The following is a 12160-nucleotide window of genomic DNA, read 5'->3' as shown; positions in this document are numbered from 1 at the left end:
GAGACCTGAGATGACTGTCATCCCGTCCTTGAACGTTCCGCTGCTCAACGTCGACGTCACTCCGTTGCGCAGGGAGGAGCTGCTGGCCCATATCCGCGACGCCGCCCGCGAGCACCGTCGGATGCTCGTCGCCGGGCACAACCTGCACTCCGTCTACCTCTGGCACAACCTGCCGGAGTTCCGCGACTTCTACGACCGGGCCGGCGCCGTCGTCGTCGACGGCATGCCGCTGCTGGCCCTGATGCGGATCGGGCTCCGGGTGCCGCTGCGCACCGAGCACCGGATCGGCTCCACCGACTGGGTGGAGGGCCTGGCGGAGCTTGAGGGGATCCAACGCGTCTCTCTGCTCGGGGGAACGCCGGCCGCGAGCGCAGCGGTGCGCAAGCATCTGCGCTCCCTGGACGGCGCGGTCGACTGGCAGGCCATCCCCGGTGACCCCTGGCGCGCGGAGAACCTCGAAGAGGTCGCGGCCAGCATCCGGGAGCACGACCCGCAGGTGCTGCTGATCGGCATGGGCATGCCGTTGCAGGAGCGGATCGCCGACGAGCTCGCCTCACGCGTGGACGTCCCGGTGATCGCCACGGTGGGCGGCGCGCTGGACCAGCTGGGCGGCACGCAGTCCCTCGCCCCTCGCCGGCTCGGCGCGATGGGGCTGGAGTGGGCGTGGCGCCTGGCCACAGACCCGCGGAGGCTCGCCGGACGCTATCTGTTGGAGCCCATGAAGCTCGCCGCGCTGCTGATGTGGAGGGCCTGATGAGCATCGACACCCCCTCCAGGGTTCAGGCCGGGAAGGTCGCGAGCTTCGACGCCGAGCTGGCAGCAGGCCCGGCCCCTGCGCACGCCCCGTCCCTGACCGCCGTCATTCCCACCGTGGGACGACGTTCCCTCAAGCGCGCCGTCGCCTCGGTGCTGCGTCAGTCCTTCGACACCACGGCTCTGGTGGTCCTGGACCGGCCCGAGGACGCCGGGCGCGTCGAGACGCTGCTCAAGGGCCTGCCGCACATCCTGGTCCCCACCCCAGGAGGGCTCGGGGCCGCCGGTGCGCGCAACCTCGGGGTGCGCAGCGCCGGCACCACGCATGTGGCCTTCCTCGACGACGACGATGAGTGGGTCTCCGAGAAGGCAGCCCTGCAGATGGCGATGGTCGACGAGAACACCGTGGTCACCTCCCGTGCGCTGCTCGTCGGGACCTCGAGCCGGGTGGTCCCGGAGCGGCTCTATCAGGGCCAGGGACAGGACGCGGAGGCAGTGGTGGACTACATCCTCGACCGCTCCACGCTGCGACTCCGCCGCACCTTCATGCAGACCTCCTCGCTGCTGTGCAGCCGGGCGACCGCACTGCAGATCCCCTGGGACGAGGAGCTGAGCAGGCACCAGGACTGGGACTGGCTGGCTCGGCTGGACGCAGCCGGCAAGTCCCTGACGATGCTGCCCGAAGTCCTGGTCCGGGTGCATCAGGGCAGCGTGGGCTCGATCTCGCGCAGCGCCGACTGGAAGGCCAGCTCGCGCTGGATCGACTCGATCGGCACCACCGTCTCCGAACGCTCCGGTGCGGACTTCCGAGCCTCGGTGGTCGCGCGGGACGCGTTCGCCTCCGGGGCCTGGAACCAAGGAGTGCGTCAGCTGGTGAAATGCCTGCGCGCTCGCCCACACGCGGCCGCCGTCGTGGTCGCCATGTCCGGGATGCTGCAGGTCCGCGGACATGGCTGAAGACAGGGCTGCCCGAGCATCCCGGGGTTCAGCGGTGCCGCACCCGGGGCCGCAGCGGAGCTGGACCGCGATGTTCGTGCGCACCGCCGGTCTGCGCGTCGCGGTGCTGCCGATCAGCGCACTCTGCGCCCTGACCACGGCGGGTCTCACCGTGCACTATGCGGGGGTGCTCGCCTTCGGGTTCATCACCCTGGTCGCGCAGCTCCAGCTCGCGCTCCCGTTCGCAGACCTCGGCATGGGCGCGGCCGTCGCCCGCGCGGCGGCCCGGGCCGATGGTTCGACCCGGGCGCTGCAGGGACTTCGAGCCCTGATTCGGCGCACCGCCCTGGTGCTGCTCGCAGTGGGACTCCTCGGTGCCACGGTCGCGGCGCTGAGTGGGATCTATGGGTTCTGGTCCAGAGTCTTCGACGTCCCCGAGGCGCTGGCCCCCGACGTGGATCTGGTCATGAGCCTGGTGCTCGGCGTGTTCTTCCTGAGCCTCCCGCTGGGCCTCGCCGAGCGGGTGCTGGTGGGCCGGGACCGCTCGGATGTGCTCGTGCTGCTGGGCCTGCTGCCCTCGGTGGGAAACCTGTTGGCGGTCTTCACGCTCGGCCAGCTGGGGGTGCCCGTGGCCTGGCTGGCGCTTGGTCTGCCGCTGAGCACGCTGAGCTTCCTCGGTCTCTGCGGCTATCTGGCCTTCCTGCACCCTCGCATCGGGATCCGCGGGATCCCTGCCCCCGCCCACCAGCCGGAGAACCCCACACCCTCCGAGCTCCATGAGCGCTCCGAGCCGGAGGAGTCTCGTCGGCGCCGCAGAGAGCTCACCGAGAGCACCTCCATCAGACTCATCCTCTTCGGCGGGCTCCCGGTGCTGCTGGCCACGGCCGGCATGGTGCTCTCCGAGCAGCACGGCCGACTCGTCCTCGCCGCCGCCGGGTCCCCGCTGGAGCTGAGTCAGTATGCCATCGCTCTGCAGCTGTACATGCCGATCTACTCGGTCTTCTATATGGCCGCCACGGTGCTGTGGCCACGGTTCGCGGTCGATCCCGGACCGGAGCTGTGGCTCCGAGCCAACCTGATGCTCACCGGGCTGGGCGTGGGGGCAGCCGTGGGCTACATCGTCTTCGCCCGCCCCGTGGCAGGTCTCGTGACCGGCGGCAGTCTGGTGCCCTCCTGGGGCGTGGTGCTCGGACTCGGAGCAGCGCTGGCGGCACAGGCCGCACACCTGACCCAGGTGAATCTGTTCACCGACCGCAGCGGATTCTGGCGGCAGGCCGCGATGTCGCTGTGCCTGCTCGCGTTCGTGGTGCCAGGAACCCTGCTGGGCATCCGGCTGGGACTCGGAGCAGCCGCCCCGGGCCTCTCGATGGCCGTGGGCGTGGTGATCGCCCAGGTGATTCCCGGCCTGGTCATGGCCTCCCGCATCCTCCGCGAGCCCGGCACCCCATCGAGCTCGCCGCCCCCCTCCGGACACGGCGCAGCCCCCTCCGGACACGGCGCAGCCGCCTCCGGACCTGATTCCGACTCCTTCGACCTCATCTCAGCACCTGCAGGTGCTCAGCAGCCTGTCACCCTTGAAAGGTAATCACGATGCGCCCATCACTTCGCCGCCTGCTGATCCCCCTGCCGGACACCTTCCTGCGGCAGATCATGTACCTGCGGTGCTACCGGCGCCGGGGTGACTTCAAGGACCCCACCCGGTTCAGCGAATTCCTGACCCAGCGGATGCTCCAAGACCGCAGTCCAGAGATCGCGTGGACCTGCGACAAGCGCGCCATGAAGGAATACGCCGCTGCGCACACCCCCTGGATCAAGGTACCGGAGACCCTCTGGCGGGGCACTGACCTGAGCCAGCTCGACCTCTCGAGCCTGCCGGAGAGTTGGGTCATCAAGCCGAATCACGGCAGCAATGCCGTGCACTTCGGCGACCCCAGCACCACCTTGGGGGAGCTGCGAGAGGTCACGCGAGGGTGGCTGCGTCCGTTCGACCGGATAGCCGTAGGGGAGTGGGCCTACACCGCCGCCAGACGAGAACTGATCGTAGAACCTCGTATCGGTTCCGGGCGGCCGCTGGCTGACTTCAAGATGTTTGTCTTCCATGGAGAGCTGAAGCTCGTGCTCACCTATCAGGGGCGATTCACCGATGGTCTCCGCGCGGTCTTCTACAACCGGGAGTGGGAGCCGCTCGATATCAGGAATGGGGCGCCCCGGGGGACGGTCTCGCCGAGACCCCAGAACTTCGAGGAGATGGTCCGCGCGGCTGAGACGCTCGGGGCGGGCTATGCCTCCATGCGAGTCGACTTCTATAACCTCGACGGCGACCTCTGGTTCAGTGAACTGACCCCTTATCACGGCGGCGGACTGGACCCGTTCACGCCTGAGTCGGTGGACCACCAGTTGGGCGCCTGGTGGGCCGGGGTCGGGGCCATCGAGGAACTCCCGGAGGGTCTTCCGCGACTGCTCCTCGCAGACCCCGAGGAGTCGGATCGACGGCCCGTCCTCGGCCACGAAGGGTCACAGAAGTGACCGCCCCGATCGCAGCAGCCGCGTCTGAGGCGGCTCCTGGCTCGACCCCGGACTCGCCGGAGGTGCCGACTTCTTGCTCTGACGTTGACCCCTCAGATCTTGCACCCGCACCGACGCCTGCTCCACAGGCCGTTCCCCTTGAAAGGTGACCACCATGCACCCGTCATTCCGTCGACTGCTGACTCCGATACCCGATCCGCTGCTGCGCCATGTCATGTATCGGCGTCGTTTCGGACGCTGGGGCGACTTCAGGAAGCCGGCCCGCTTCACCGAGTTCCTGACCCAAAGGATGCTGCAGGACCGCAGCCCGGAAATCGCCTGGACCTGTGACAAGCGGGCGATGAAGGACTACGCCGCGGAGCACGCACCATGGATCCAGGTGCCGGAGACGCTGTGGCACGGCACCGATCTGGACCAGCTGGACCTTGCAAGCCTGCCGGACCACTGGATCATCAAGCCGAACCACCGCAGCAAAGCGGTCCACTTCGGGGACCGCGGCACGACCTTGGACGAGCTGCGCAGCGTGACCAAGGGCTGGCTTCGTCCCTATGACCGGATCGCCGTGGGGGAGTGGGCCTACACGCAGGCCCGGCGCGAGCTCATCATCGAGGCCCGGATCGGCTCCGGGGTCCCGTTGACCGACTTCAAGATCTTCGTCTTCCACGGCCGGGCCCATATCCTGCACACCGACCTCGGTCGCTTCACCGACGACTTCCAGGAGGTGTTCTACGACCGTGACTGGGAGCCGCTGAACATCACGAATGAGGTGCCCCAAGGGGTTGCCGCTCCGCGACCGGAGAACTTCCAGGATATGGTCCGCGCCGCGGGAACGCTGGGAGCCGGCTATGACTTCATGCGGGTGGATCTGTACAACCTCCACGGTGAGCTGTGGTTCGGCGAGCTGACCCCCTATCCCTCCGGCGGGATGGAGCCCTTCACCCCCGATGCGGTGGACCTCCAGCTGGGGGCCTGGTGGGCGGGGTTCGACACCGTGAAGGACTACCCGGTCGGACTGCCCCGGGTGATCTCAGCTGAGCAGTCCCTCGATGCCGAATCCGCCGCGGATCAGGATCGCAGTCCGGTCCGCACCCAGCGCGAACGGGCTCTGCCATGAGCACCCAAGCCAGCCCGGTGGGCGTCACCAGTGCCCAGCGGCAGCTCGACTGGATGAGCACCCCGGCGGGCCCGGCCTCGGCCCGACGCTGGCAGACCGGCTATGCCAGGCGGCTGGTCGTCACGGACCTCGCCGTCATCGTCGGCTCGCTGGCCTTGGGTCATCAGCTGGGCCTGCCAGGAATGGACGCGGTGAGCACCGGGCTGTTGGCTGCGCTGTGGATCACGACGCTGGGGGTGACCAGGTCTCGGGATTGGCGGCACATCGGTGCCGGGGTCACCGAGTACCGAAGGGTGCTGGTCGCCACCGCTGCGAGCTTCGGACTGTTCTTCGCGGTGCTGGTGGCCCTGGAGATCGCCATTGCGCGAGAGCACCTGATCTGGTCACTGCCGGTCGGGGCCCTAGGGCTGATGCTGGGTCGACTCCTCTGGCGCCGCCGACTGCATGCCCAGTGGCGTCGGGGCCTCTGGACCCACCGCGCCGTGGTGGTGGGGCACCCGGGGAAGGTGCGTCACGTGGTCTCCGCGGTGCAGGGATCCAAGACCGTGACCGGCACGATCGTGACCGCCACCCACCTGGTGGCAGGCGAGCGCACCGGCGACGACGCAGAGACCCGCGAGCGCGCGGTCGTCCAGATCCTGGACGTCGTCACGCGCAGCGCGGCTGACCTGGTGCTGCTCACCGAGACGGATTCACTCTCGGCGCAGGGAGTGCGGGAGCTGGGCTGGGCGCTGGATGCGCTGGATGTGAACCTGGTGGTGGTGCCCTCGCTCACCGAGACCTCCGGGTCGCGGATCAGCTCGCATATGATCGCCGGAGTGCCGCTGCTGCACGTGGCCTACCCCCGGCTCACCGGGATCGCCCGGCTGACCAAGCGCACCTTCGACCTCGTCTTCTCCGCCCTGGCGCTGCTGATGCTGGGGCCGCTGCTGATCAGCATCGCCCTCTGGGTGCGTCTGGACAGCCCCGGGCCGGTGCTGTTTCGCCAAGAGCGCGTGGGGATTCATCACTCGCGCTTCTCGATGCTGAAGTTTCGGTCCATGGTGGTCAACGCGGAGGAGTATCTCTCGCTGCTCCAAGCCCGGTCCGAGGGCAACGGCGTGTTGTTCAAGATGCACCAGGACCCGCGGGTGACCCGGATCGGGGCGGTGCTGCGCCGGCTGAGCCTGGATGAGCTCCCGCAGTTCTACAACGTGCTGCGCGGCGAGATGTCCGTGGTGGGGCCGCGTCCGCCGCTGCCCGTGGAAGTGGAGACCTATGACGAGCACGCTCATCGGCGGCTGCTCGTGAAGCCCGGGATCACCGGGCTGTGGCAGGTGACCGGGCGTTCTGACCTCTCCTGGGAGGAGAGCGTCCGGCTGGACCTCTACTACGTGGAGAACTGGACGCTGTTGGGCGACATCCAGATCGTGCTGCGCACCGCGCGGGCGGTCTTCGGCGGGGCCGGGGCCTACTGACCTGACCTGACCTGACCTGACCTGACCTGGTCCGACTCTGCTGTCGGTCGCCTCGGGACCTCGGTCAGGCTGCGCCGGCGATCTCGCGGTAGCAGGCGATCGCCGGGCCCGGAGCGTCGTCGGCGATGAGCCGACCCTGCTCGAACACCAGCACCCGCTCGGCGCGCGCGGCGAGCTGAAGGTCATGGGTGGCCACGATCATCGGGGCCTGAAGCCCCATCAGCAGCTCGGTGAACTCCACGGTGCTGCGCAGATCCAGCAGCGTGGTGGGCTCGTCGGCCAGGACCAGACCCGGCTCCGCGGCCAGGACCCCGGCGAGCGCGACCTTCTGCCGCTCCCCGGAGGACAGCTCGTAGATGCTCGAGTCCTCACGGTCCCCGAGACCCATGGTGTCCAAGATCTCACGACTGCGCTCCCGCCGCCCGGCGGCCGAGCCGATGCTGCGACGCAGCGAGAATGCGATGTCCTCACCGACCACCGGCATGATCAGCTGAGCCTGTGGATTCGCGAAGATGAATCCGGGCCGCACACCCGCGGGACTGAGCTGGAGTGATCCCTCTGAGGGAGCCACCAGGCCCGCGATCAGGCGCAGCAGCGTGGACTTTCCCGAGCCGTTGGCGCCGATCACCGCGATCCGGTGCTGGTCCAGGGTCAGGGTCAGCGGGTGCAGGATTCGGCGCCTGCCGCCTTGAGCGGTGTCGACGTCGAATGCGACGGCATCGAGCGTCGTCGTTACACTAGAGAGGTTGTCCACCAAACCCACCCATCTGAAATTGTCAGGCCGGCGAACCGTGTTCGGCCCGAAGGGAAGCTGCACCGTTGATCAGCGTATCCAATCTTGAACTCCGCGCCGGCGCGCGCCTGCTGATGGACGAGGTCAACTTCCGGATCGACTCCGGCGACAAGGTCGGGCTCGTCGGTCGCAACGGTGCGGGCAAGACGACGATGACCAAGGTGCTGGCCGGGCTGACCCAGCCTGCCGCCGGTCATGTGGAGCGCCGCGGCAGCATCGGCTATCTGCCGCAGGACCCCAAGATCGACGATATGGAGCAGCTTTCCCGCGACCGGATTCTCTCCGCCCGTGAGCTCGACGTGATCACCGCGAAGCTGCGCCAGGCCGAGCAGGACATGATGAGCACCGACGACGCCGTCCGGGACCAGGCCATGGCCCAGTACGGGAAGGTCCAGACCCGGTTCGACGCCGCCGGAGGCTACTCCGCAGAGGCCGAGGCCGCGATGATCTGCAACAACCTGGACCTGCCGGAACGGATCCTCACCCAGCCGCTGAAGACCCTCTCCGGTGGACAGCGCCGCCGCGTGGAGCTGGCCCGGATCCTGTTCTCCGACGCCGATTCGCTGCTGCTCGACGAGCCCACCAACCACCTCGACGCCGACTCCATCGTGTGGCTGCGCGATCACCTGCAGAGCTACGCCGGGGGAGTCCTGATGATCTCCCACGACGTGGAGCTCATCGAGTCCACCGTGAACAAGGTGTTCTACCTCGACGGCAACCGCACCACCCTCGACGTCTACAACATGGGCTGGAAGAAGTACCTGGTCCAGCGTGATCAGGACGCCGCGCGCCGCAAGCGTGAGTACGCCAACGCGGAGAAGAAGGCCAGCACGCTGCGCTTCCAGGCCGAGAAGATGCGGGCCAAGGCCACCAAGGCCGTGGCCGCGCAGTCCATGCTCAAGCGCGCCGACCGGATGATGGCCGGACTCGAGGGTGAACGCGCCGCCGAGCGTGTGGCGAACATCCGGTTCCCCGCCCCGGCCTCCTGCGGCAAGACCCCGCTCATGGCGGAGGGACTGTCGAAGTCCTACGGCTCGCTGGAGATCTTCAACGGACTCGACCTGGCGATCGATCGCGGCTCTCGCGTGGTGATCCTGGGCTATAACGGCGCGGGCAAGACCACGTTGCTGCGCCTGCTCGCCGGTGCCGCCGAGGCGGACGCGGGCCGGGTCATCAGCGGCCACGGACTCAAACTCGGCTACTTCGCGCAGGAGCACGACACCCTGGACACCGAGAGCTCGGTGCTGGAGAACATGAAGACCGCCGCGCCGTTCCTCAACGACACCGATCAGCGCAAGATCCTGGGCTCCTTCCTGTTCTCCGGCGACGATGTCAGCAAACCTGCCTCGGTGCTCTCCGGCGGTGAGAAGACTCGGCTGGCGCTCGCCTCGTTGGTGGCCTCCAGCGCGAACGTGCTGCTGCTCGATGAGCCCACGAACAACCTGGACCCGGCCAGCCGCGAGGAGATCCTCGCCGCGCTGCGCACCTACGAGGGTGCAGTCGTCCTGGTCAGCCACGACCCGGGCGCGGTCGAGGCGCTGAGCCCGGACCGGGTGCTGCTGCTGCCCGACGGCGAGGAAGACCTCTACACCAAGGACTACGAGGACCTGATCACGCTCGCCTGAGCTGCGGCTTCCACGGTGTGAACAGGAGCCTCTCAGGACCGACCGGGACTCGTGCAGGGCGGGCCGGTGCTGAGGCGAGGCTCGCCGGATCGCCCTGACACCTGACTCGCTGCTGGGCGGCCCGCGCGGTCGTCGTCTGCTGCTGGAGTCCACGCTGGCCTCGGAGTGGAGTCTCGAATCGGGGAGCTTACGCCTCTCCGCGGTGGTTCATCAGGCAGCGGGGAGACTCGAACCGGGCGGAGAGCACCGTAGCTGGCTCATGTGCGCGCTGGAAGTCCTCGGGGCGGGGCCGGGGACGGCCTCTGGCGGCAGGTTGAGTCCTGTGCCCAGGACGAGTGCCCACCCGCAGGGTGATGCTCAGCGGTGCAGCCGCTGGTCCACCCAGGCGTCTTCGAGGTCCTCATCGGAGAGCTTGCCGGTCTTGATCCGCGCTCGGCGCTTGGCCTCGCGGATCCTGTCCTGGGCAGGGGCCGAGGAGGCCGCGTGCACCGGAGCCCCGTCTTGGCCTGCGGCATGGTGTGGCTCTCCCGAGATCAGCGCCTCGGCCTGCTCGTAGTCCCGGTTGCGGGCATGGATCCGGGCCGCGTAGCCCCAGCCGATGAAGCCGAGCAGCCCGAAGGTGATCCACTGCATCGAGTACGACAGGTGTGGGCCCTCATCCTGGGAGGGCCGGATGAGCTGCCGGGGCGCGATCTCCGGCGCCGGAGATTCCTCGGCCATGAGCCCATAGCCACCGGTCAGCAGGTCGTAGCCGAGCTGGTCCTGGTACTCGATGAGGTCGATCGAGGCCAGCTGACCCTCGGGTGCGCCGCGGTTGATCTCCGGCTCGGCGGGCCGGATCCGGGCCACCAGGTCCACCTCGCCCTCGGGCGGAGCCGGGTTCAGCGCGGGCTGGGATCCGTCGGTGCTGTCGGTGGGAAGCCAGCCGCGGTCGATGACCACCACGTCCTCGGTGCCTGTCACCGCGAAGGGGACCACCGACTCGTAGCCCACCGAGCCGCTGTGTCCACGGTTGCGGACCAGCCGGGAATCCTGGGTCAGGTACTCGCCGCTGAGCTCCACGACGGTCCACTCATCCTGCTCATCGGCGGCCTCGAAGAGCTCCCGGGCCTCGGCGTAGGGGATCGGGTCCTGGTCGTAGTTCTCCACGATCCGGTTGATCTCCTCCAGCGCGACCTCGCGGCGGTCGATCTGCCACTGACCCAGGAACACGCAGGCCACCGCGAAGAGCACGCAGATGCCCAGCCAGCCCAGCCAGGTGGGGGTCAGCAGGAACCGGTAGCGCCTCACGGGTCCGCCTGCTGCGGCTCATCGGAGGTGCCGCCGGGGCCGGAAGGGCCGGCGTCGAGCGGTTCGGTGCTGCGCCAGAACAGCCGCTGAGTCAGGTAGTTCTCCAGCCAGGGCCGGTGCTCCTCGCAGGCCAGCCAGATCTTGCGCCGTTCGGGCGTATGGACCTTCGGGTTGTTCCACAGCACCTGCCAGGTCGCGTCGAGCCGACAGTCCTTGCGCGAGCACTGTGGAGTCTGCGGTCCGGGCTGCGCGCCGGCGCCGCCCAGAGTGTTCAAGAGGTCCATCAGCGGTGCATGTCCTGATCATCGAGGGGCTGGTTCGATCCGTCCTGCGGCTGCGGCTGCGGCTGGGCGTCGTCGCTGGTCGCCGGATCCGCATCGGTCGGGTCCTCGGGACCTACCAGCTCGCCGGGGATCACCTCGGACTCGGAGACCCCGTTGGAGAAGCCATTCTCGGAGTCAGATTCTTCCTCTTCCTCCTCCCACCACTGCTGGTCAGCGTCTGGCTCGCCCTGTTCATGGGCGGTGGCCAGCATCGCGGGGGTGTCCAGGTCCTCGGACTCCCGACGCCCCATGTAGCGGTCGGCACCGACATTGGCGGTGGTGACTGCGACATAGGGCAGGATCACCGCGGCGGCCAGCAGCACCCAGGTCATCCAGTTCTGCAGGATCACCGCAAGGATGAAACACACCATACGGATGCCCATAGACACCGCATAGCGCACCATCCTTGAGTGCTGCTCGTCACTGTGCTTCTGAGGAGCATCAGTGATCGAGTGGACCTGGTCGCTCACCGGTCCATTCTAGGGTGCCAACCTGGTGCCCGACGGCGATGTGACGCGACGGTCACATAGCCGCTGGCATAGGCTGGGCCGAGAAGCCCTACCGGGCCGTGGGCGGGACCTCACGAGGGTGCGCCGGATCGGCCGCAGAGACGTAACAAGGAGACTCATGACCGCACGCAGCGTACTGATCACCGGTGGAAATCGCGGCATCGGCCGCGCCATCGCCGAGGCGTTCATCGCCAACGGGGACAAGGTCGCCGTCACCACGCGCAACGGAGACGCCCCTGAAGGTGCGCTCGGCGTCGCCGCCGACGTCACCGACGCGGCCTCGGTGGACGCCGCCTTCACCGAGGTCGAGCAGGCCCACGGGCCGGTGGAGATCCTGGTCGCCAACGCCGGGATCACCCGCGACACCCTGCTGATGCGGATGAGCGAGGAGGACTTCACCGATGTGCTCGACACCAACCTCACCGGAGCCTTCCGGGTGCTCAAGCGCGCCTCCAAGGGCATGATCCGGATGAAGAAGGGCCGGGTCGTGCTGATCTCCTCGGTGGTCGGGCTCTACGGCTCTCCGGGACAGATCAACTATGCCTCCTCGAAGTCTGGTCTGATCGGCATGGCCCGCTCACTGACCCGAGAGCTCGGCAGCCGCGGGATCACCGCCAATGTCGTCGCCCCGGGGTTCGTACGCTCCGATATGACCGACGAGCTGGATGACGCCACCCAGGCCAAATACCTGCAGAACATCCCCGCAGGACGCTTCGCAGAGCCCACCGAGGTGGCCTCGGTGGTGCGCTGGCTCGCCTCCGCAGAGGCCGGCTACATCTCCGGCGCCGTCATCCCGGTCGACGGCGGCCTGGGCATGGGCCACTGAGCCCGACC

The 12160-nt window shown here is 68.3% G+C and carries 12 protein-coding genes; 8 read left to right on the top strand and 4 right to left on the bottom strand.

Translation table 11 applies throughout. From position 1 onward, the window contains the following. Positions 1–10 precede the first annotated feature (10 nt). The 6 genes from EV640_RS06270 to EV640_RS06245 all read left to right on the top strand — a co-directional run bounded on the left by EV640_RS06270 (position 11) and on the right by EV640_RS06245 (position 6786). Positions 11–754, top strand: coding sequence for a WecB/TagA/CpsF family glycosyltransferase (locus tag EV640_RS06270; RefSeq protein ID WP_036476310.1), 744 nt, complete (start codon positions 11–13; stop codon positions 752–754). Beyond that, positions 754–1710, top strand: coding sequence for a glycosyltransferase family 2 protein (locus tag EV640_RS06265; protein ID WP_133726106.1), 957 nt, complete (start codon positions 754–756; stop codon positions 1708–1710). Before EV640_RS06270 ends, EV640_RS06265 begins: the two co-directional genes overlap by 1 nt. Next, positions 1703–3274 (top strand): hypothetical protein, encoded by a 1572-nt coding sequence (locus EV640_RS06260; protein WP_133726105.1) that lies wholly within the window; start codon positions 1703–1705, stop codon positions 3272–3274. Before EV640_RS06265 ends, EV640_RS06260 begins: the two co-directional genes overlap by 8 nt. A gap of 5 nt (positions 3275–3279) precedes the next feature. After that, complete coding sequence (locus tag EV640_RS06255) at positions 3280–4215, top strand: ATP-grasp fold amidoligase family protein (RefSeq protein ID WP_051501295.1); 936 nt, start codon at positions 3280–3282, stop codon at positions 4213–4215. A gap of 154 nt (positions 4216–4369) precedes the next feature. Then, the gene (locus EV640_RS06250; protein WP_133726104.1) at positions 4370–5329 is read left to right on the top strand and encodes an ATP-grasp fold amidoligase family protein; all 960 of its coding nucleotides are present in this window, start codon (positions 4370–4372) and stop codon (positions 5327–5329) included. Continuing rightward, entirely contained in the window at positions 5326–6786 is a 1461-nt protein-coding gene (locus EV640_RS06245) for a sugar transferase (RefSeq protein ID WP_036476307.1), read from the top strand. Before EV640_RS06250 ends, EV640_RS06245 begins: the two co-directional genes overlap by 4 nt. A 64-nt stretch (positions 6787–6850) precedes the next feature. Here EV640_RS06245 and EV640_RS06240 read toward each other — a convergent pair whose 3' ends face one another. Then, positions 6851–7540: an energy-coupling factor ABC transporter ATP-binding protein gene (locus EV640_RS06240; protein ID WP_036476522.1), complete on the bottom strand. Its 690-nt coding sequence runs from the start codon at positions 7538–7540 to the stop codon at positions 6851–6853. 65 nt (positions 7541–7605) lie between these two features. Between EV640_RS06240 and EV640_RS06235 the strand changes: the two genes are divergently transcribed. After that, positions 7606–9204, top strand: a complete 1599-nt coding sequence (locus EV640_RS06235; protein WP_133726103.1) for an ABC-F family ATP-binding cassette domain-containing protein — start codon at positions 7606–7608, stop codon at positions 9202–9204. Between the two features lie 357 nt (positions 9205–9561). Here EV640_RS06235 and EV640_RS06230 read toward each other — a convergent pair whose 3' ends face one another. From EV640_RS06230 to EV640_RS06220, 3 genes are read right to left on the bottom strand one after another with little or no spacing between them, the layout of a single operon-like run. Beyond that, positions 9562–10494, bottom strand: coding sequence for an SURF1 family cytochrome oxidase biogenesis protein (locus EV640_RS06230; RefSeq protein WP_036476305.1), 933 nt, complete (start codon positions 10492–10494; stop codon positions 9562–9564). Continuing rightward, on the bottom strand, positions 10491–10778 hold the full coding sequence (locus EV640_RS06225) for a hypothetical protein (RefSeq protein ID WP_036476303.1): 288 nt from the start codon (positions 10776–10778) through the stop codon (positions 10491–10493). Before EV640_RS06225 ends, EV640_RS06230 begins: the two co-directional genes overlap by 4 nt. Continuing rightward, the gene (locus EV640_RS06220; RefSeq protein ID WP_084479634.1) at positions 10778–11287 is read right to left on the bottom strand and encodes a DUF3099 domain-containing protein; all 510 of its coding nucleotides are present in this window, start codon (positions 11285–11287) and stop codon (positions 10778–10780) included. Before EV640_RS06220 ends, EV640_RS06225 begins: the two co-directional genes overlap by 1 nt. A gap of 157 nt (positions 11288–11444) precedes the next feature. Here EV640_RS06220 and EV640_RS06215 point away from each other — a divergent pair, with 157 nt between their 5' ends. Next, positions 11445–12152 (top strand): beta-ketoacyl-ACP reductase, encoded by a 708-nt coding sequence (locus tag EV640_RS06215; RefSeq protein WP_036476302.1) that lies wholly within the window; start codon positions 11445–11447, stop codon positions 12150–12152. The last annotated feature ends 8 nt before the right edge of the window (positions 12153–12160 follow it).

Source organism: Nesterenkonia aurantiaca (assembly GCF_004364585.1).
In the GTDB taxonomy this organism is placed as follows: Bacteria; Actinomycetota; Actinomycetes; order Actinomycetales; family Micrococcaceae; genus Nesterenkonia; species Nesterenkonia aurantiaca.
This window is presented reverse-complemented; position numbering and strand designations above follow the sequence as displayed.